Genomic DNA, 20611 nt, shown 5'->3' with positions numbered 1-20611 from the left:
GTGAAGGCGCTACGAACCTCTGGCGAGCGGCAGGTGGACGTGCTGGACCTGCCGGTCCCGAAGCCCGAGCCGGGCGAAGTGGTCGTTCAGATGAAGGCGACCGGCATCTGCGGGAGCGACCTGCACCCGTACCGCCACCCGACGCCGCTGCACCTGGACCCGGGCTTCATCTCCGGACATGAGCCGTGCGGGGTGATCTCGGAGATCGGCGCGGGCGTGTCCGGCTGGGAGGTCGGCGAGCGCGTCGTGCCGTACTTCCGGCGCACCTGTGGGCACTGCTTCTACTGCCGGGCGGGCCGCCGCAACGTCTGCGTCAACCGGCGGGCCTCCTACGGCCACCAGGGGCAGGACGGCTCCCACACCGAGTACATGCGCGTCGAGCAGGACTGCCTGATCAAGCTGCCGGAGCACCTCTCGTTCCTGGACGGTGCGATCCTCTCCTGCCAGGGCGGGACGGCCTACGCGCCACTGGTGCGCCTCGGCGTGAGCGGCCGTGACGTGCTGGTCGTGTCGGGGCTGGGGCCGGTCGGGCTGCTCTCGGTGATCTTCGCAAAGCCGATGGGCGCGACCATCGTGGGGGTGGACCCCTCACCCGGGCGGCGGGCGCTGGCCGAGAAGCTCGGGGCTGTCGTCACGCTCGACCCGACGGCCGGCGACGTGGGCGAGCAGTTGCGGGCCGTGTTCCCGGACGGCGCCGACAAGCTGACCGAGACCTCGGGCGCCACGCCGGCCCACATGGCGATGGGCGAGATGGTCAAACCGCTCGGGACCATCGCGATTGTCGGCCTGGGCAACCCGACCTTCCAGATGCCGATGTTCCGCCTCGCGATGAAGGAGCTGACGGTGTTCGGCTCCAGCATCTACCCGAATTTCCAGTTCACGGAGATGACGGACTTCATCAAGCGGCACAACGTCGATCTCAGCTCCATCGTGAGCCACCAGTTCCCGCTGGAGGACGGCCCAGAGGCGTACCGGATCGCCGCCGACGCGAACTCCGGGAAGGTCTGCTTCACGTTCAACTGAGAGGTGAGGGCTGTTGGGCGGGGCAGAAGTGCGCCTACGGGCGTGGGTCGTGGAGGACACGCGCGAGACGCATCGCGCGCTCCGCCTCCCGGGCGATGCGCCCCTCCAGCGCCGCCCCGATGCCCGATACCGTTTGGAGGCGATGCTCGCCGGCTGCCTGGAGCAGTGCCGCTATCGTCGTGATGCCGAGCCGCTGACGGATCAGTTCGGCCCGGTGCGGCCCGATGCTCGGCACGTCGAGCAGGGCCGGGGCGGTCGGCGCTAGCTCCTGCTTCAGCTCATCGTAGATCGTCGAGCGCCCCGCTTCGAGATACTCCGCGATCCTGGCGGCAATCGACGGCCCGACGCCATCGATCTCTTCCAGCGTGCCCGCCCGCTGATGCTCGCGGATATCCTCGGGCAGCGTGGCGATGGCCCGCGCAGCATCGGTGTAGGCCCGTATGCGGAACGGCTCCTCGCGCTTGAGGGCCAGCATCCGGGCGATGTTGTCGAGGTGCTGCGAGACGGCCTCATTGGTCTCGGGGGCGGACAGAGCTGAACACATGGCTGAACCTCGCATACGATGCCGCTTACGGACTGGTCGCGCGTGTCGGGTTTCCGAAAGGGGCCAACGGCTCACGCGGCAAGAGTTGTGCCTTCGATCGGCCCGGAATACCCGTCTCCTCCCAGACGTTCCGTCTGAGTGATTGGCAGTCAGACGCGCGCAGCAGCACCGGGGCTGTGGGAGGTACAGCGTGGGAGTCGTCACACGAGAGCGGTTCGAGACGGGCCTGACCTACGAGCAGTGGAAGGCCCAGATGACGCGCAACCAGGAGCGGCACAACGCCAACGAGCAGGGCGTGACGCTCGGGGAGAAGGAGCTCGCGCCGTTCAAGGGCCTGCCGAAGCCGGTCAACGTGTTGATGCTGGCCGAGGACTGGTGCGGCGACGTGATCGCGAACACGCCGATCATCGGGCGGCTCGCGTCCGAGGTGGACACCCTCAACCTGCGCGTCTTCCTGCGGGATCAGAACACGGACATCATGGATGCGTACCTGAACCAGGGGAAGTACAAGTCGATCCCGACCGTCGTCTTCTTCGACGAGGGGTTCAACGAGCTGGGCCGGTGGGTCGAGCGGCCGGCCAGCGTGACGAAGCTGCGCGAGGAGAAGCGCCAGGCGATCTACCGGGACAACCCGGAGTTCGGCTCGCCGGACGCGCCGGTGGATCAGTTGCCGGAGGACGCACGGATTCGGCTGACGCAGGCGATTGCCGCCATGCGCGAGGAGACCAAGCCCTGGGCCGACCAGGAGGTCGTGCGGGAGATCGGCGCGCTGGTGGCGGGCTTCGCCGCAAAGGCATCGTGACGCTCGTGGGTCATGGGTCATGGGTCGTGGGTCGTGGGTCGTGGGTCGTGGGTTGTGGGTCGTGGGTCGTGGGTTGTGGGTTGTGGGAAAGCTTGAGTGAAGCACGGCAACTCGTTGTTGTCATCCTGAGCGCAGCGAAGGATCTCACGCGCTGACCGTCAACGTCCGCGTCACCCGCTGACCGTCAACGTCCGCGTCACGCGCCGAGCGTCACCCTGCAAATCATCCGCTCACCACCAACGTTCGCGGCATCGGGTGAGATCCTTTGCTGCGCTCAGGATGACAGGGGGAGTCGCACATTTGCGCCGCACGATTCCCACGATCCACGACCCATCGGGGGGCAGCATGGCGAAGCCGGTCAAGGTCAAGATCACCTACTGCGCCGAGTGCGGCTACGAGCCGCAGACCCTGGCGCTCACGGATGCCCTGATGCGGGCGTTCACCCACGACCTCTCGTCCATCGAGCTGATCCCCTGGTACGAGGGGTCGTTCGACGTGTCGGTGGGCGGCGAGCTGGTCCACTCGATGTACCGCGACGGCGGCTTTCCAGAGCACCAGACGGTCATCGACGCGGTGAAGGCGTACCTCGCCCGGCCCGACTGACCCACGAAGGAATGGCCGTTCGGCCCGGCTGAGAGGGATCGCTGGCAGAGGTATCATCACGGTGTCCGTCTGTGACGGGAGGTGACGCCGTGCATGATGCCGAGCCAGAGGCAGCCGCCAGGTCGTCCGCCGACGCCGCGCCTGTCGGGGAGCTGTTCTCACTGCGAGGCAAGGTAGCCGCCGTCCTGGGCGGCACGGGCGTCCTCGGCGGGGCGTTCTGCCGGGGACTGGCCCAGGCCGGAGCGGCCATCGCCGTGCTGGGGCGCTCCGAGGAGAAGGGCGCGGCGCTCGCGTCGGAGCTGCGTGGGGCCGGGCATCGGGCGACCCACGCCGCCGTGGACGCGACGCGGAAGGCGCAGCTTGAGGCCGCTGCCACGCGGATCGAGGCCGATCTCGGCGGCGTGGACATCCTGGTCAACGCGCCGGGCATCAACTCGGCCACGCCGTTCTTCGAGATCGGCGAAGACGAGTGGCGCCGCATCCTCGACACGAACCTGACCAGCGTCTTCTTCGCCTGCCAGGTGTTCGGGGCGCAGATGGTGGCGCGCGGCCAGGGCGGCTGCATCATCAACATCTCGTCGGCGTCGTCGGAGATCCCGCTGTCCCGCGTGCTCACGTATGGCGTCTCGAAGGCCGGCATCAACAACCTGACGCGCTGGCTGGCTCGCGAGCTGGCCCCGCACGGCGTGCGGGTCAACGCGATGATCCCGGGCTTCTTCCCGGCCGAGCAGAACCGCAAGATCCTGGCTCCCGAGCGGGTGGAAGCGATCCTCCGGCACACGATGATGGGCCGGCTCGGGGAGGCCGACGAGCTGATCGGGACGATGATCTGGCTTGCGAGCGAGCCGGCGGCCGGGTTCGTGACGGGCGCGCTGATCCCGGTGGACGGCGGGTTCACGGCGATGAGCATCCGAGGCGGGTTCTGGGTTCTGGGTTCTGGGTTCTGGGTTCTGGGTTCTGGGTTCTGGGTTCTGGGTTCTGGGTTCTGGGTTCTGGGAACGCTACAGCGTCCGCTCATTTGCGCGAGTCTCATACTGGGAGCGACATGGTTCGGTTGGTGGCGAGCGATCTCGACGGGACCCTGCTGCGGAGCGACGGCACGATCTCGGAACGGACGCGGGCGGTGTTGCGGCAGGCCCGCGCGGCCGGCGTGGTGGTGGTGCTGGTCACCGGGCGGCCGCCGCTGACCCTCCGCATGGCGGCCGAGGCGGCGGGCGTCTCGGGGCTGGCGATCTGCTCCAACGGGGCCGTCCTCTACGACCTTGACCGGGCCAGCATCGTGCGGCACACGGCGCTGGAGGCCGAGACCACGGCGCGGCTGGTGCAGGCGATGCTCGCCGCCGTCCCAGAGGTCTGCTTCGGGTTCGTGCGCGGCGAGGGGTTCGCCTGCGATCCGGCCTACTACCAGCTCTCGCTGGCCCGCGACCGTTCTGATGGCTACCTGAAGATGGCGATCCAGGCGGAAGCTCTGGCGCTCTGCGACCAGGCCCCCACCAAGCTGATCGTGCGGCATGCGCGCATCGGCCCCGACGACCTGCTGGCCCACGTCCAGGCGCTCGGGTTCGATGGCTTCGAGGCGACCCACTCCGGGGCGCCGTGGGTCGAGATCGCCGCCGCTGGCGTCACGAAAGCCTGGGCGCTGGAAGCGCTGTGCGGCGAGCTTGGCATCGGCGCGCACGAGGTCGTAGCGTTCGGGGACGCGCCCAACGATCTGCAACTGCTGCGCTGGGCCGGGCACAGCGTGGCCGTGGCGAACGCGCACCCCCACCTGCTGGCCGAGGCCCACGAGGTCGCGCCGGCCAACAACGAGGACGGCGTGGCGGTCGTCCTGGAGCGGCTGCTCGCGGGCCGCTGACCGCCTGCTGACCCGTTGCGGTAGCGCAGCGCTTGACAACCGGCCCTGCGGCGTCCTTCACTTCTCGGCGTACTCACTGACCGGAGGAACATCTCGTGGCAACGATGCAGGCGATCCGCGTCCATCAGTACGGTGGCCCGGAAGCGATGGAGCTGGAGCAGCTCCCGATCCCCACGCCCGGCCCGGGCCAGGCGCTCGTCAAGGTTGAGGCGGCCGGCGTCAACTTCATTGACATCTACCAGCGCAGCGGCGCGTACAAGCTGCCCCTGCCGCTCGGGCTGGGCCTCGAAGGGGCCGGCACCGTCGAAGCCGTGGGCGATGGCGTCAGCAACGTCAAGGCAGGGGATCGCGTCGCCTGGACCCAGATCTCCGGCTCGTACGCGACGCACAACGTGGTCCCGGCCGACCGGCTGGTCGCGTTGCCGGCCGGGCTCAGCTTCAAGGACGGCGCGGCCGCCATGCTCCAGGGCATGACGGCCCACTACCTGATCCACTCGACGTACCCGCTCAAGGCCGGCGAGACGGCGCTGATCCACGCGGCGGCCGGCGGCGTCGGGCTGCTGTTCTGCCAGATGGCGAAGATGGTCGGCGCGCGGGTCATCGGGACGGCCGGCACCGAGGCGAAGGCGGCGCTGGCCCGCGCGGCCGGCGCGGACGAGGTGATCGTCTACACCCAGCAGGATTTCGAGGCCGAGCTGAAGCGGCTGACCGACGGCAAGGGCGCGGATGTCGTCTACGACTCGGTGGGCAAGGACACGTTCGACAAGAGCCTGAACTGCCTCAAGCCGCGCGGCATGCTGGTGCTGTTCGGGCAGGCCAGCGGCGCGGTGGCCCCGTTCGACCCGCAGATCCTGAACGCCAAGGGCTGCCTCTACCTGACGCGCCCGCGCCTGGATGTCTACATCGAGAGCCGTCAGGAGCTGGAGGAGCGCGCCAGCGCCGTGCTGGGGTGGATCGCGGAGGGGAAGGTCAAGCTGCGGCAGGAGCACACCTACGCGCTGGCGGACGCCGCCCAGGCCCACATCGACCTGAACGGCCGCAAGACGACGGGCAAGGTGGTGCTGGTCCCGTAGCGGGTTCCAGGCGTCGGGTTTCAGGTTTCAGGGGAACGACCACCGAAACCTGAAACCCAGAACCCGAAACCGCCGTCAGGCCACGTTCCGGATGTCCACGTGGAGGCTGGCGGCGAGCAGATCCGAGAGCTGCCCCGCCGGGATCGGCCGGGCGAACAGGTAGCCCTGGCCGTGGTCGCAGCCGAGCGCGCGCAGGCATTCGAGCTGCTCGACCGTCTCGATGCCCTCGGCAACCGTCGAGAGACGCAGCGTCCGCGCCAGTTGCACGATGGTCTGTGCCAGGGCGTGATCGTCGCCGTTCTCGGCGATGCCCTGCACGAAGGCGCGGTCGATCTTCAGAATGTCGATGGGGAAGCGCTGCAGGTAGCTCAGGCTGGAGTAGCCCGTCCCGAAGTCGTCGATGGCGATGTGGACGCCCAGCGACTTCAGCGCTTCGAGCCGCGCGATGGTCGCCTCGGTGTTCTGCATCGCGACGCTCTCGGTGATCTCCAGCGTCAGCGAGGCCGGATCGAGCGCGTGCTCGACCAGCAGATCGGCGACGCGCTCGACGAGCTGCGGCTCCTGCAGCTGCCGGGCGGAGATGTTGACGGCGACGGAGATGTCCGCGTAGGCCGGATCGAGCTTCTTCCAGGTCAGCACGTCGCGGCAGGCCTGCCGCAAGACCCAGTGACCGATGGGCAGGATCAGCCCGGTCTCTTCGGCAATCGTGATGAACTCGACCGGGTGGATCATGCCGCGCTCGGGATGCTGCCAGCGGACGAGGGCCTCCGCGCCGATCACCTGGCCGCTGTCGATGTCGATGGTCGGCTGGTACATCACCAGCAGCTCGTTGCGGTCCACGGCGCGGTAGAGATCGGCCTCCAGCTCCAGGCGGTTGCGAGTCGCCGCGTCCATCCCGTCGGAGTAGATCGCCAGCCGGCCGCGTCCCCCACGCTTGGCGACGTACATGGCGATGTCCGCGTTCCGGAGCAGGGCATCCGCCGACTCGCTGTCGCGCTTGATCGGGGCCAGGCCGATGCTGGCCCCGGCCAGGACCTCCTTGCCGTTGACGAGGATCGGCTGTCGGAGCGACTCCAGAATGCGCTCGCCGATGACGATCGCCTCATCCTGGCTCGGGAGGTCTTCGAGCAGGATCGCGAACTCGTCGCCGCCGAGCCGGGCGACGGTGTCCAGGCCACGGACGTTCGCCACCAGCCGCTGCGCGATGCCGCGCAACAGCTCATCGCCGGCGGCGTGCCCGAGGCTGTCGTTGACCTTCTTGAAGTTGTCCAGGTCGAGAAACAAGACGGCGTTGGCGGCAGCGGACCGCGACGCCCGCGCCAGCGTGTGGCTGACTCGGTCCCGGAAGAGCGTGCGGTTCGCCAGCCCGGTCAGGGCATCGTGGAACGCCTGGTGCACCAGCTGTTCTTCCAGCCGCTTGCGCTCCGTCACATCCACCAGCGTGCCCGAGAGGCCGGTGATCGCCCCGCTCTGATCCACGATGGGCCGGGCATGCATCTCGACCCAGCGTACAGCATCGTCGGACTGAACCAGGCGCACCTCGTAGCGGGCCAGCTCCTTCTCACGGTTGAGCAGGCTGACAGCCTCGCGCTCGTCGCGGGCACGGTCGTCTGGGTGGACGTAGAGCGACACCTGCTGCCCGAGCGACTCGATCATGCTGAAGCCGGTCAGCGTCGTCCAGGCCGGGTTGAGCAGGGACCAGCAGCGGCGGGCATCCGTCTGGAACACGACCTCGCTGAGGGTGTTGACGACGGTGCGGTAGCGGCGCTCGCTCTCCTCGAGGGCGGCCTCGGCCTCCTTGCGCTCCGTCAGGTCGGTCAGCGTCAGCAGCCAGCCGTCGGTGGCGCTGGTCAGGCCGCCCACCGGCGTGACCCGCACCACACAGTGCCGCAGGGCACGCCCCTGTCCCAACGTCAGCTCGGCTGTGCGCTCCTCGGAGTGGAACAGGTCGATACGGCCGGCAAGCATCGGGAGAACCTGGATATGCGGCATGCCGATCAGGTGGCGCGGATCGCGCTCGAGGAAGCGCGCCGCGGCCGGGTTGACGTCCACGATCCGCAGCTGATGATCCAGCACGATGACGCCATCCCGCAGGGCGTCGACAACGCGCGCCCGGGCGAACGGCACGACGCCAACGGAGCCTTTCAGCACGCCGTACCGCAGGATGCTCCAGCCGAGGATGATGTCAGTCACGACGTAGGCGAGCGAGGTGGGATCGAGGCCCGGTACCGGCATCAGCCCGGCCACGTAGACGGCGCTGGCCACAACCGGCAGCCCGATGGCGGTCAGCAGGCCGACGATCTGCCCGCCGTAGAGGCGTCCCGAACGCATGAGCGTCCAGGCCAGCACGAGCGAGGCGAGCAGCACCGCGCAGTAGGAGAAGGCGACCAGGCCGTAGAAGGCCGGGCCATACGGCATGATGCCCACCTCAAACGGGGTGGTGGGCGTGCCTCGCCAGAGCAGTTGATGCAGCTCATTCGTCATGGCGAGGATCGAGGTGACCGTGGGCACAGCCATCAGCGCCAGGACGCGCCGGCCGGTCAGCAGGCGTCCAAACCCGGCGTACTGGAGCGCAAACACGACCCAGGACACGGCGGCGAACGAGATGCCCAGGTACTTGACCTTGCGCCAGAGCAGGGCCATCTCGACGGTCTGGCTGTCGAGCTGGAACGCATACGTCAGCAGCCAGAAGCTGCCGACCAGGGTGTGGACGATCAGAGCATGCGCGCCGGCGATATCGCGCCGCCGCCAGAGCGACCAGAGCAGCCAGGACGCTGGAATCAGGGCTGCAAGCGCCCCAGGTGTGACCCACATAGCTACGAGTGTCCGCCAGTTCGAGTGGTCTTGAGGATCAACCGGGAGGCGGGCAGGCCAGGACGAGCATCAGGAGCCCCAGCCACACACCGAAGCCAGTGCGCCCTGCGAGCATGCGCGAGAGCTGGCATTCCGCCTCGACCGGGACAACGAATGGTCAGCAATGAGAGTGATGCGGAAAGGCCTCAGAATGCTTGTACTTTCGACTGAAAGCGTCAGATATAGGTCAGGTGACCGATGTGACCACTCGATGGGAAGGAGTAACAGCGGCCGGTCGCGCGGCGCCGGCCAGCCCCGGCCGCATCAGAGCAGCGGCGGCCCCGGAGCGCGCGGCAGGCTGTCGGGATCGTCGTGGATCAAGACGCGGCCCCACTGCTCGTAGGTGGGGATCGAAGCCGTGGCGTGCTGGGCGGCGGCGTGAGCGTCGCGGAAGAGACGGTCGATGGGGTGCGTGGACTGGATGGCGGTGCCACCGGCCGCGCTGTACATCAGATCCGCCACCTGGGCCGCCACCACCGAGGCGTTGGTGTTGGCGAGGCGGGCGAGCGCCATGTCCTTCTGGCCCAACGGCTGGCCGCTGCTGGCCTGCGACCAGAGCCGGGCGGTGGTGTCCCAGAGGAAGGCGTGCGCCGACTGGTAGAGCGCCTGGGCCTGGGCATACTGCATCTGGGTGATGCCGCGGTCCCGGATCAGGACGGTGGAGCGGGTCGGCGTTTTGACCTGGGCCAGCTCATAGAGGGCGTCGATGGCGGCCCGGGCCACGCCGAGCCGCTGCGCGCCGTGCGCCAGCAGCCACCAGCGATGGTGGTAGAGCGGCCCGGGGTGGCTGGGGGTGTCCGTCCACCAGAAGGCCCAGGCGTCCGGGACGAAGACGTCTTGCAGCTCGACGTCGTGGCTGCCGGTGCCCCGCAGGCCACCGACGTGCCAGGTGTCGTGGATCACGGTGGCGGCGGCCGGCACGATGACGATACGCTGCTCGGGCAGGCTGAACCGGTCGAGGCGCGGCTCGGTCCCGACGTAGACGCCGACGGTAAACCCGAGCCAGTCGGCGTGGATGCAGCCGCTGCCGTACTGCCAGCGGCCGGTGACGCGGAAGCCCCCATCCACGACCGTCGCGCGGCCGGACGGCGCGGCCAGCGTGCCCGACATGATCGTGTTTGGATTCGAGCCGAAGAGGGTCCGCCCGACCTCGGGCGCCAGGAAGCCGGCCACGTGCGAGTTGGACGAGTAGACCTGCGCGACCCAGCCGGCCGATGGCTCGGCGTAGGCCAGCTCCTCGATCACGTCAAGTTGCGCGATCGGGTCGATCTCCAGGCCGCCAACGGCCCTCGGCGCGAGCATTCGGCAGATGCCGGCCTCGGCCATCGCCCGGGCAACGTGCGCGGGCAGGTTTCGCTCCTGCTCGCCCTGGTCACCGCCCGCACGAATGACTGGGAGGATTGCCCGCGTCGCTGCAAGCAGGCTTTCGGCGGGCGACTGCACAGCATTCTCGGGCGACTGCACAGCAGTCATGGCGTCACGCTCTCAGACATCGCGGCTCCTTCGCTCGCGGCGGTGCCAGCTACACCGCTCCCGCTACCCGTCCCACTGCGCGAGCAGGCGCTTCGGGGCGGTCATCCGGTAGCTCTCCTCGATCAGGTCGGCGACGTGGTCCCAGTCGACATCGTCGGTGAGGGCGATCCCCACCCACCCCTTCGGCCCGACGTAGGCCGGGATGAAGAAGCGGTCGGGATCGGAGGCGACGAGCGCGGCCTGCATCCCAGGCCGCGCCTTACAGGAGACGCGCCAGTAGCCAGGATCGTCGCCGGCCATGGCGAAGATCTTCTCTCGAATGCGGAACGTGGCGTGCCCCCAGGTCTCGCGCTCGGACGCCTCGGGGAAGGCCAGACAGATCTCGCGCAGCCGGTCGATGGCATTCATTGGCTGAACTGGCCGCTAGTTGCCGCTCGGGAGCAGCGAGGTCACCCCGAACCGCTCGGCCATCCCGCTGATGATCTTCCAGGTGCTGTCCTCGATCGGGATGCCGTCCTTGAGCCGCTGCTGGACGGTGTAGTACTCCTTCTCGCCAGGGTACAGCACCTCCTTGAAGCCCTCGGCCGGCGGGGTCTCCTTGAGGTACTTCACGAACGCTTCGACCTGTCCCTTGAACTCGGCCAGCGGCATGAACGCCGATGGGTCGATGGCGAGCATGAACGAGCCGTCGTTGTGGCGGCCCTGCGGATCGATGCCGAAGCCAAGGCCGGGCAGCAGCGCCGCGAACGTCTCGACGGCGAACGAGAGGCCGTAGCCCTTGTGGCCTTCCGGGCCGCCGAGCGGCAGCATCACGCCACCGTTCTGGGCCGCGTTCGGATCGGTGGTCGGCTTGCCATCCTTGTCGAGGAGCCAGCCGAGCGGGATCGGCAGGCCGCGTGCCCGGGCCACCCCGAGCTTGCCGGCGGCCACGGCGCTGGTCGCCATGTCGATGAAGACGGGGCCGGGCAGATCGGACGGGAAGGCGATGCAGATCGGGTTGGTGCCGAGGCGCGCCTCGCGCCCCCCGAACGGCGCGACGGACTTCGGACTCTGGCCAGAGTCGCACATCAAGATGCCGATCAGGCCGGCCCGGGCCGCCATCAGCGGGTAGTCGTTGAGGCTGCCGACGTGGCTCTGCTCGCGGACGGTCGCCATCGCGACCTTCATCTCATGAGCTTTCTCGATGCACCGCTGCATCGTCCACTCCGAGATGACCGGCCCGAAACCCCACTGGCCGTTGACCTGGATGGTGGTGGGCGTCTCGCTGATGACCTCTGGCTTGGCGGTCGGCATGATGTGGCCACGGTCGATACGGTTGACGTATGTCCCCATCAGGACGACGCCGTGCGAATCATGGCCCTTGAGGTTCGCGCCGACCTGGTGCTCGGTGACGATCTCGGCGTGATCGGCGGGGGTACCGGCTGCTTCGTAGATGGCGCGTGAGAGGGTCCGCAACGCTTCGTGGTTGACGACGACAGGCATGGTAGCTCTCCCCTCTGTGTCAGGGTCGAGCGTAGCACGCGGCAGGGGGGCGGTTCGAGGACAGGGGACCAGGGCGATTGCATGTTGAGCGCGTCGTGCCGCCGCGTCGGGGCTTGAAAGCCCCGCCTACGATCCTGCAGTCGCTGCGCGACGCGCCAGTCGCACCAGCCCCAGCCGTTCCCTGCGGCCGTCGCGCAGCGACGGCGTGACTGTAGGCGGGGACTTCAGTCCCCGACCGCCCGTTCCATGATGCTTCGGGGACACCAACGAACATGCCATCGCCCTGAGCGAGGGGGCAGGGCAATCGTGTGTTGCGCACATCGTGCCGCCGCGTCGGGGCTTGAAAGCCCCGCCTACGATCCTGCAGTCGCTGCGCGACGCTCCAGTCGCACCAGTGCCGGCCGTTCCCGACGGCGTGACGGTAGGCGGGGACTTCAGTCCCCGACGAGGCGGCACGACAACATCAACATGCAATCGCCCTGGACAGGGGACAGGGAGAAGACCGTGCCCCCCGTGGGCACGGCCTCGCTCGGGTGCAGCCGCCCCTACCCGCTCCGCTTCAGGCGACCGGTCCGCCGCGCGTAGTGCTCGGCCAGCGTGAAGATCCTGACGCCGACCGGAATCGTCACCAGCCCGATGACCAGCAGCGGCAGCAGCGTCGCCCACTGCTCCGCGATGCCCCGTCCCTCGATCAGGCTGGCACGGATGCCGACCAGCGCATAGGTGGCGGGCGAGAACTGCGCCACCGTCTGCATCCACCCGGGCATCACATCCACGGGGTAGTACACCCCTGAGAAGAGCAACAGACAGGTCTGCACGATGAACACCATCTGCCCGCCACGCTCGGGGAAGAGCAGCGGCAAGGTCGAGGCGGTGATGCCCATGCCGATGAAGCTGAGGCTGGCGAGCGCCAGCACGGCGAGGCCGGCCGGCAGGTTCGCCTGGGAGAGATCGAGCTGGAAGAACAGCACGACGACGAGCATGATCAACAGCGTCCGGATCAGCCCGAAGCCGACGGCGAACAGGCAGCTTCCGATCATGTGCGTCGAGCGGGCGACGGGGGCCATAAACGTGTACTCGATGGTCCCCTCCCAGCGCTCCCAGGCGATCATCTCGCCGATGGCGTCGAACACCACGGCGAGGTAGCTCCAGACCAGCGAGCCGACCAGCAGGTACAGCACGAGCTGGTTGGCGTCGACGGGCTGGCCGCCGACCTGGGCCATGCCGGCCCCGATGAACCCCATCGCCAGCGAGTGGCTGACGGAGTAGATGAACCAGGCGACCTCCAGGCCCCAGTAGCGCTTGACGAGGTTGAGGTTGCGCTCGACGAAGGCGTACGAGACGCGCAGCTCGCGAGCCGCGCTTGCTATCGCCACGAGTGATCTCCTTCCTTGCGGTGTGGGCTACGGGCTGGCGGCGAGAGAGGGCATCGGCTCCGGGGCGTCGTCCTCCAGGCTGCGGCCGGTCAGCTCCATGAACACGTCCTCCAGGCTGGCGTCGCCGGTCGGGGCGTAGCGGCGCTTCAAGCCGGCGGGCGTGTCCTGCGCGACGATCCGTCCGTCGGCGATCAGGGCGATGCGGTCACACAGGCGGTCGGCCTCGTCCATGTCGTGGGTGGTGAGCAGCACGGTGGTGTCGTGCTGCTCGCGCATCCGCAGCACGAACTCCTGCACCTCACGCTTGGAGCGCGGATCGAGGCCGGTCGTCGGCTCGTCGAGCAGCAGGAGCACCGGCGTGGTCAGCAGCGCCCGCGCGATGGCGACCTTCTGCTGCATCCCACGGGACATGTGCTCCAGCGGCTCGGCGATACGCTTCCCGTCGATGCCGAGACTGGTGAGGATCTCGACAATGCGGCGGCGCGCCTCGTCGGCGGGGACGTCGTAGAGGCGGGCGGCGTAGAGCAGGTTCTCCATCGGCGAGAGCTTCTTGAAGAAGGCGGCCTCGACGCTGACGCGGTTCATCAGCCGCTTGACGGCCAGCTCGTCGGAGACGGTGTCGTGCCCGAAGACGCTGACCTGACCGGCGTCTGGCAGCAGCAGCGTGGCGATGAGGCGGATCAGCGTGGACTTGCCGGAGCCGTTCGCCCCGAGCACGCCGAAGATCTCCCCGCGCTGGATCTCCAGGTCAACGTGATCCAGCGCGGGCAGATGCTTTGGGGGCGGACCGCCGCCGGGCCAGAGTCTGCGCCACGGCGCGGGGGCGTCGACGGCGAAGCTTTTGGCAAGGCCACGGATGGTGACGGCGGGCTGGCGCTGGGGAGCAAGCTGAGTCACGGGGACTCCTTTCTGGACCGGCCAGAATGGGAGGAGCCGAGGCACGTCGGCGGGAGGCCGGTCACGGTGCGCGCACGGAGAGCCGAGGAGCGGTGAAGGGTGCTCCCTCGGCTCAGGCGGCCGGGCGGCAGGGCCAGGACACAAAGAGACCGTGAGAGGCGAGGCGCCTGTCCACGGTCTGCGGAGCCTGGCTGGCTAGACGGGAGTCAGTGTCTCCGGAACGTGGGGAGGGCGCGCGCGCTGCCGGCGCCACCATGAGGCGCGCCGCCGGCGTTGCCGCTGCGAAGCCGCGTCATGGTCTGGCCGATCATGGGCGCACCTCCCGATCCTGACACATTTGTCCGTGTTCTGATTGTGGCGGACGGCGTGTCCGGGGCGCAAGGGGCGGACGCACCAGCAGCACCCCATCCTCGAGCGCACGTCGGTCGATGTTGAGGCGACAACACCGGAACTGTCACCCGGGAGACAGATTCATGACGCTGGGAACGGTACGATGCTGTCAGGCACTCACGGAGTGCGGACCCGCTGGACGGCCCGTCAGCCTGAAACGACTGGCGATGCGCGTCGCAGCAACGACGGACGGGCTGGCGGCGCAGGGGCTGGGGGGCTCCGCCGTCAGCACGTCCGATGGTCTCAGGTGTCTGGGGGGACGGGCCTGAGATCTGGTTCCGCACTCCGGTCGAGTCCACACGAAGGGCGGCTGAGCCGCCGGGCCGTGTGCCCGTTCGGGGGCGGGTGCGCGGGTCTGGCGGCTCAGCCGCCCTTGTTACTGCCTTGCGGCCCTCACGCAGACTACAGGCGGCGGATGGCCGGGTTCCGGATCGCGTAGACGATCACCACCAGGAACGCCAGCAGCCCGGACCCCGACACGACGGCCGGCGCACCGAACCAGTCCGCCAGGAAGCCCTGCGGCAGCGACCCGAGCGACATCAGCCCGAACGTCATCATGAAGACGCTCTGGACCCGCCCACGCAGCTCGTCCGGGGCGGCCAGTTGCACCAGCGTCGTGTTCGAGGCGAGGTAGATCGCCTGGGCCGTCCCGAGCAGCCCCATGATGAGCGTCGAGAGCGGCAGCCAGGTGCTGGCCGCGAAGGCCGGCAGCAGCAGCCCGAAGCTCGCCAGCGAGACGAACAGGAAGATCCCCTGCCGCCTGAACGGCAGCAGCACGATGATGACCGCGCCCAGCACCGAGCCGATGCCGTTGGCCGCCATCAGCGTGCCGAGGCCGTCCGGCCCGGTGTGCAGGATGTCCCGCGCGAAGATCGGCAACAACTGGTTGTACGGCATGATCAGAAAGGCTGGGATCGCCTGGATCGAGATCAACGCCAGGACCGTCGAATCGTCCCAGACGTAGCGCAGCCCTTCGAGCAAGGCCTGGAGCGGCGAGATACTCCGCGCGCCGGCCCTCGGCGGCTGCGGCCCGAGCATCGTGGAGCAGGCCAGCGCCAGCACAAACCCGAGCGCCTGGACCGCAAACGACATCGCCGCGCCGATCAGCGCGATCAGCACGCCGGCCAGGGCCGGCCCGAGCACGCGCCCCGAGTTCTGGGCGGTGGACATCAGCCCGATGGCCACGCCAAGCTGCGACCGCTCGATGGTGGCCGAGACCAGCGCCTGCCGGCACGGGATGATGATGACGAAGAAGGAGCCGCCCAGGAACGCCGCCAGCGCGACGTGCCACGGCTGGACGGCGTCCGTGAAGATCAGCGCCGCGAGGACAACCGCCACCAGGGCGGTCAGCCCCTGCGCCGTGACCAGCAGGCGGCGGCGGTCAAAACGGTCCACCAGGACGCCCGCGAACAGCGCCAGCACCAACATCGGGATGCCCCGCGCAAACGAGACGATGCCCAGCCACGTCGGCGAGTCGGTCAGGTCGTAGATCAGCCAGCCTTGCGCCACCATCTGCATGAAGTTGCCCGTCATGGTGAGCGCGGTGCCGACAAACAGGAAACGGTAGGCGTGCGAGCTGAGCGGGGCGAGGCCGGGGAAGCGCTTGCCGAAGTCGGAGACGCTGGCGCTCGTCGGTGTGACCGCGGCCGGTGCGGCGTCGAGGAGCGGAGTCGCAGCCGGCGGGGCCTGAACTGTCACCGTCGCGCCTGCTGTCGGAGTGGTGCCCTGCCCGTGCATATGCCCCCTGTCGCCATGCCGTCGTCATGCGGCATCGTGTGGCAGCCGCCCGGCCCGCATCCGCCGGCACACTGCCATCCACTGCCTGTCGTCGGGGCATCGTTGACCCGTGCCAGCCCCTTTTATAGCCCGATTCGCGTCTTGAATCACGGCGGGCTGCACACATGACAGGGCGATTGCATGTTGATGTCGTCGTGCCGCCGCGTCGGGGCTTGAAAGCCCCGCCTACGATCCTGCAGTCGCTGCGCGACGCTCCGGTCTCGCCAGACGACGCTGTTCCCGGTGTCCGTCGCGCAGCGACGGCGTGACTGTAGGCGGGGACTTCAGTCCCCGACCTCGCGTGTGACGGTGCCTCGGGAGCACCAACAGACATGCCATCGCCCTGATGCTGCTACCAGTGCAATCGTATGTTGAGCGCGTCGTGCCGCCGCGTCGGGGCTTGAAAGCCCCGCCTACGCTCCTGCAGTCGCTGCGCGACGCTCCAGTCGCACCAGTGCCTGCCGTTCCCCACGGCCGTCGCGCAGCGACTGCAGGAGTGTAGGCGGGGACTTCAGTCCCCGACCGCCCGTTCTATGATGCTTCGGGCACACCATGAACATGCCATCGCCCTGGCACGAACGACCGAGCGCCCAGTCCGACGGGTGCGCGCTGGCCCGCTGCCGGTCAGAGCTGCTCGGCGGCGACGATCCCCAGGAACACCCCGATCATCCCGGCCAGCACGCTGCCGAACAGGTAGAGCAACGCCAGCCCGAACGCGCCATCACGGATCAACTGGGCGGCCTCGTAGGTGTAACTCGAGAAGGTGGTGTACGCGCCCAGGAACCCCGTCGCGAAGAACAGCCGCCAGAGCGGATCGAGGTTCAGGCGTTCGGTGGCGAGCGTCAGGAAGAAGCCGATCACCAGGCTGCCGGTCACGTTGATGATGAGCGTGCCGTAGGGGAACGCCGTCCCGAACCGCTCGGCGACGTAGAGCGTGACAAGATAGCGGGTGTTCGCGCCAAGGATGCCGCCGACAGAGATGACCAGGAACGGCAGGAACGCACGCATCGGAAATGCCACCCCCTCACTGGTGGCCGACATCGTAGCAGGCGGGGCCTGCGCTGGAGCCTGCTACGATGTCGCCGCGCACTCAGGGGATCACGAGGAGGTGACAGCGCATGCGCGTGCTGGTGACCGGGGCGGCGAGCGGGATCGGGCGGGCAACCTGCCTCAAGGTGGCGAAGGACGCCGGCGTGCGCGGTGAGGCCGCCCAGGTGGCCGCCGTCGATCTCGCGGCGTCGCCGGGGATGGAGAGCCTGCTCGCGGAGCTGCGCGAGCTGGGCGCGGCTCCGCTGCCGCTCTACGGCGACATGGGCACGGCAGACGGCCCGGCCCGGGTGGTCGGCGAGGCGGCAGACCGCTTCGGCGGGCTGGACGGGCTGGTCAGCAACGCTGGCATCAACCGGCCGGGGCCGCTCGTGAGCTACAGCGTCGAGGACTGGGACCGGCTGTTTGACGTGAACGTCCGCGCGACGTTCCTGCTGGCGCAGGCCGCCCACCCCACCCTCAAGGCCGCGGGCGGGGCGATGGTGATCGTCGGCTCGATGTCCGGGAGCAACGCCCACGCCGGCCTCGGCGCGTACGCCCCGACGAAGGCCGCCGTCATCATGCTGATGCGGGTGCTGGCCCAGGAGTTCGGGCGGGACGGCGTCCGGGTCAACTCGGTCTCGCCGGGGATGGTCCGCACGGGCATGACGGAGGCCGTCTACGCCGATGCCGAGGTCGCAGCCGCCCGAGACGCCCTGGTGCCGCTCGGACGGGTGGCCCGCCCCGACGACATCGCAGATGCCATCGCGTTCCTGCTGAGCGCCCAGGCCCGCTACGTGAACGGGCATGACCTGATCGTGGACGGCGGCGTGACGGGGAACTACCTGGGGCGGCTGCCAGGACTGTCGCAGGTAGCCCGGGCCTGAGTCGTCAGCGGTCAGTTGTCAGGCAGGGCGATTACATGTTCATTGGTGTCCCCGAAGCATCATGGAACGGGCGGTCGGGGGTTGAAGTCCCCGCCTACAGTCACACCGTCGCTGCGCGACGGCCGTCGGGAACGGCAGGCACTGGTGCGACTGGCGCGTCGCGCAGCGACTGCAGGATCGTAGGCGGGGCTTTCAAGCCCCGACGCGGCGGCACGACGACATCAACATGCGATTGCCCTGAGTGGTCAGGCAGCATTGTTGAGGTTGTCTATCGGGAATGTTATGGTTCCCTTCGAGGGCGAGGGCCTTTCGCCGTCGCCTGCCACCGCGCCCGTATGCGCGCACCCTGCCCCTGGCGGAGATGCGGGGTGCGCCGACCGATACTGGAGAGAGGGAACCATGGCGACAAGCACCTATGCTCACCCAGAAGTGCTGGTTGAGACCGACTGGGTTGCCGAGCACTTGAACGACGCTGGCCTGCAGCTGGTGGAAGCCGACGAGGACATCCTGCTCTACGAGCAGGGCCACATCCCCGGGGCCGTCAAGCTCGACTGGCTCGTGGATGTCCAGAACCCGCTGCAGCGCGACTTCGTGGACAAGGCCGGCTTCGAGGCGATCTGCTCGCGCTGGGGCATCGCCAACGACACCCTGGTCGTCTTCTACGGCGACCGCAACAACTGGTACGCAGCCTACAGCTTCTGGCTGTTCCGCTACTACGGGCACACGAAGGCCGTCATCATGAACGGCGGGCGGGCCAAGTGGGTGGCCGAGGGCCGGCCGCTCACGCGCGAGGTTCCGTCGCCCGCCGCGACCACCTACACGGCCAGGACGCCGGACGACAGCATCCGCGCCTTCCGCGACGACATCCAGGCCACCATCGGCAACGCCGCGACCTCGCTGGTGGACGTACGCTCGCCGGCCGAGTACAGCGGCGAGAAGCTCCACATGGAAGGGTACGAGCAGGAGGGCGCCCAGCGGGCCGGCCACGTGCCGGGCGCGAAGAGTATCCCCTGGGCGACGGCCGCCAACGCCGACGGCACCTTCAAGTCAGCCGACGAGCTCAAGGCGATCTACGAGGGCAAGGGCGTGACGGCGGACAAGCCGACCATCGCCTACTGCCGCATCGGGGAGCGCTCGGCGCACACCTGGTTCGTGCTGACGCAACTGCTCGGCCACTCGAACGTCCGCAACTACGACGGCTCGTGGACGGAGTGGGGCAGCCTGGTGCGCGCGCCCATCGAAAAGGGTGCGTAGCGAGAGCCTCGTCGTCTGACACAAACTGAGGGCCCTCACTCCCGCGGGGGTGAGGGCCCTCCCCTTTACACCTTGACGAGCGCTTCCACGTTAGGCCTTGACGAGCGCTTCCACGTCCACGCCGACGGACTTGCCGCCCGCGACGATCTGCTCCCAGGTCGCATCCGCCACCGGGATGCCGTCGCGCTCGCGCTCCTCCTTCGACATCCGCTCCGGATCGCCCGGCAGGAGCACCTGCTTGAAGCCCGGCGCCGGCTTGATCTTCTTCACGCGCTGCAGCACGAAGTCGGCATTCTGCTCGTAGGACTCCTTGCTGCGGAACGCGAAGGCGTCCACCGCCCAGATCACCGCCGCACCGCGCCGGCCCTCACCGTTTAGCTCGTCGCCGGGCGAGAACGCCCCGCCGAGCATCTCGACGAACATCGCCAGGGCGTACCCCTTATGGCCGCCGAACGGCAGGAGCATGCCGCCGTTGTAGAAGTCGAGCGCGTTGGTGGTCGGGTTGCCGTCCTTGTCGAGGATGCTGCCGGGCGGGACCGGTACGCCCTTGGCCCGCGCCACCTGGAGCTTGCCCTCGGCCACGACGGTGGTGGCGAAGTCGATCAGCATATCGGGCGTCTCGCCGCCGGGCATGCCGATGGAGATGGGGTTCGTGGAGAAGGCCGGCTCCGCGCCGCCGAACGGGGCCGCCGAGCCGCGCCCACCGCGCGAGCCGCCGCTGCCGCCGCCGACCACGACCATCGCGATGACGTCCTCGGCGGCCGCCTGGCTGGCCCACTGGCCCAGCCGGCCGATGTGGTTTGCCCGGACTACCGAGACAGCCGCCGTACCGGCTTCCTTCGCCTTCCTGATGGCAACGTTGGTGCCGAACTTGGCGGCCACGTGCCCGAACGTCCACTTCCCATCGACCAGCGCCGTCGACGCCGTCTCCTTGATGACCTCGGGCCGCGCCTTCGGATCGAGCTGACCCTCTTCGATCATGCGGAGGTAGGCGGGGATCCGGATGACGCCGTGCGAGTCGTGGCCGGCGAGGTTAGCCCCGACCAGCGCATCCGCCATCTCGGTGGCAAGGTCGGCCGGAGCGCCTGCCGCCGTGAAGATCGACTCGGTGACCTTGCGGAGTTCCGCCACGGAGCGATTAGCCATGCGATGCCTCCCAATCGAACGCGCGGACTCGCCCGTGGTGTGGCACGGCGTCGGCACGTCAGGGCTATGGTAGCCCGGGCGGCGGGTCGTGGGCGTGGGGCGTGGGGCGTGGGGCGTGGGGCGGGGGGCGTGGGGCGTGGGGCGTGGGGCG

17 protein-coding genes and 1 pseudogene are annotated in these 20611 nt (G+C 68.8%); 8 read left to right on the top strand and 10 right to left on the bottom strand.

Features of this window, described 5'->3' with window-relative positions; translation table 11 throughout:
* Complete coding sequence (locus IT306_24605) at positions 1–1023, top strand: alcohol dehydrogenase catalytic domain-containing protein (GenBank protein MCC7371622.1); 1023 nt, start codon at positions 1–3, stop codon at positions 1021–1023.
* A gap of 34 nt (positions 1024–1057) precedes the next feature.
* Here the strand turns inward: IT306_24605 and IT306_24600 are convergent, their stop codons facing one another.
* Positions 1058–1567, bottom strand: coding sequence for a hypothetical protein (locus tag IT306_24600; GenBank protein ID MCC7371621.1), 510 nt, complete (start codon positions 1565–1567; stop codon positions 1058–1060).
* 253 nt (positions 1568–1820) lie between these two features.
* On the opposite strand from IT306_24600, the gene IT306_24595 reads away from it, so the two are divergent.
* From IT306_24595 to IT306_24575, 5 genes and pseudogenes are all read left to right on the top strand, one after another.
* A complete protein-coding gene (locus IT306_24595; protein MCC7371620.1) occupies positions 1821–2369 on the top strand; it encodes a thioredoxin family protein in 549 nt (182 codons plus the stop codon).
* 345 nt (positions 2370–2714) lie between these two features.
* A complete protein-coding gene (locus tag IT306_24590; GenBank protein MCC7371619.1) occupies positions 2715–2972 on the top strand; it encodes an Rdx family protein in 258 nt (85 codons plus the stop codon).
* Positions 2973–3124: 152 nt separating this feature from the next.
* Positions 3125–3883 (top strand): annotated as a pseudogene (locus tag IT306_24585) (SDR family oxidoreductase).
* A 134-nt stretch (positions 3884–4017) separates the two neighbouring features.
* Positions 4018–4827 carry an HAD family phosphatase gene (locus IT306_24580; protein MCC7371618.1) on the top strand — a complete coding sequence of 270 codons (810 nt, stop codon included), beginning with the start codon at positions 4018–4020 and terminating at the stop codon, positions 4825–4827.
* Between the two features lie 104 nt (positions 4828–4931).
* Positions 4932–5900, top strand: coding sequence for a quinone oxidoreductase (locus tag IT306_24575; protein ID MCC7371617.1), 969 nt, complete (start codon positions 4932–4934; stop codon positions 5898–5900).
* 75 nt (positions 5901–5975) lie between these two features.
* Here the strand turns inward: IT306_24575 and IT306_24570 are convergent, their stop codons facing one another.
* The 8 genes from IT306_24570 to crcB form a co-directional block, all read right to left on the bottom strand.
* Positions 5976–8714, bottom strand: coding sequence for an EAL domain-containing protein (locus tag IT306_24570; protein MCC7371616.1), 2739 nt, complete (start codon positions 8712–8714; stop codon positions 5976–5978).
* Positions 8715–9017: 303 nt separating this feature from the next.
* Positions 9018–10226, bottom strand: coding sequence for an acyl-CoA dehydrogenase family protein (locus IT306_24565; GenBank protein ID MCC7371615.1), 1209 nt, complete (start codon positions 10224–10226; stop codon positions 9018–9020).
* A gap of 63 nt (positions 10227–10289) precedes the next feature.
* Positions 10290–10634: an MmcQ/YjbR family DNA-binding protein gene (locus IT306_24560; protein ID MCC7371614.1), complete on the bottom strand. Its 345-nt coding sequence runs from the start codon at positions 10632–10634 to the stop codon at positions 10290–10292.
* A 15-nt stretch (positions 10635–10649) separates the two neighbouring features.
* Positions 10650–11708 (bottom strand): Ldh family oxidoreductase, encoded by a 1059-nt coding sequence (locus IT306_24555; GenBank protein ID MCC7371613.1) that lies wholly within the window; start codon positions 11706–11708, stop codon positions 10650–10652.
* A 545-nt stretch (positions 11709–12253) separates the two neighbouring features.
* Entirely contained in the window at positions 12254–13078 is an 825-nt protein-coding gene (locus tag IT306_24550) for an ABC transporter permease (protein ID MCC7371612.1), read from the bottom strand.
* A 33-nt stretch (positions 13079–13111) separates the two neighbouring features.
* The gene (locus IT306_24545) at positions 13112–13942 is read right to left on the bottom strand and encodes an ABC transporter ATP-binding protein (protein MCC7371611.1); all 831 of its coding nucleotides are present in this window, start codon (positions 13940–13942) and stop codon (positions 13112–13114) included.
* A gap of 831 nt (positions 13943–14773) precedes the next feature.
* Complete coding sequence (locus IT306_24540; protein ID MCC7371610.1) at positions 14774–16069, bottom strand: MFS transporter; 1296 nt, start codon at positions 16067–16069, stop codon at positions 14774–14776.
* Between the two features lie 702 nt (positions 16070–16771).
* A complete protein-coding gene (crcB, locus tag IT306_24535) occupies positions 16772–17155 on the bottom strand; it encodes a fluoride efflux transporter CrcB (GenBank protein ID MCC7371609.1) in 384 nt (127 codons plus the stop codon).
* A gap of 110 nt (positions 17156–17265) precedes the next feature.
* Between crcB and IT306_24530 the strand changes: the two genes are divergently transcribed.
* Together IT306_24530 and IT306_24525 are read left to right on the top strand one after the other, a co-directional pair.
* On the top strand, positions 17266–18060 hold the full coding sequence (locus IT306_24530; protein ID MCC7371608.1) for an SDR family oxidoreductase: 795 nt from the start codon (positions 17266–17268) through the stop codon (positions 18058–18060).
* 399 nt (positions 18061–18459) lie between these two features.
* Positions 18460–19314: a sulfurtransferase gene (locus IT306_24525; GenBank protein ID MCC7371607.1), complete on the top strand. Its 855-nt coding sequence runs from the start codon at positions 18460–18462 to the stop codon at positions 19312–19314.
* Positions 19315–19404: 90 nt separating this feature from the next.
* Here the strand turns inward: IT306_24525 and IT306_24520 are convergent, their stop codons facing one another.
* Positions 19405–20460 (bottom strand): Ldh family oxidoreductase, encoded by a 1056-nt coding sequence (locus tag IT306_24520; protein MCC7371606.1) that lies wholly within the window; start codon positions 20458–20460, stop codon positions 19405–19407.
* Positions 20461–20611: the final 151 nt, after the last annotated feature.

Source organism: Chloroflexota bacterium (assembly GCA_020850535.1).
Classification (GTDB): domain Bacteria; phylum Chloroflexota; class UBA6077; order UBA6077; family JACCZL01; genus JADZEM01.
The sequence above is the reverse complement of the archived record's forward strand: the minus strand, read 5'-3'. Positions and strand labels throughout refer to the sequence as shown.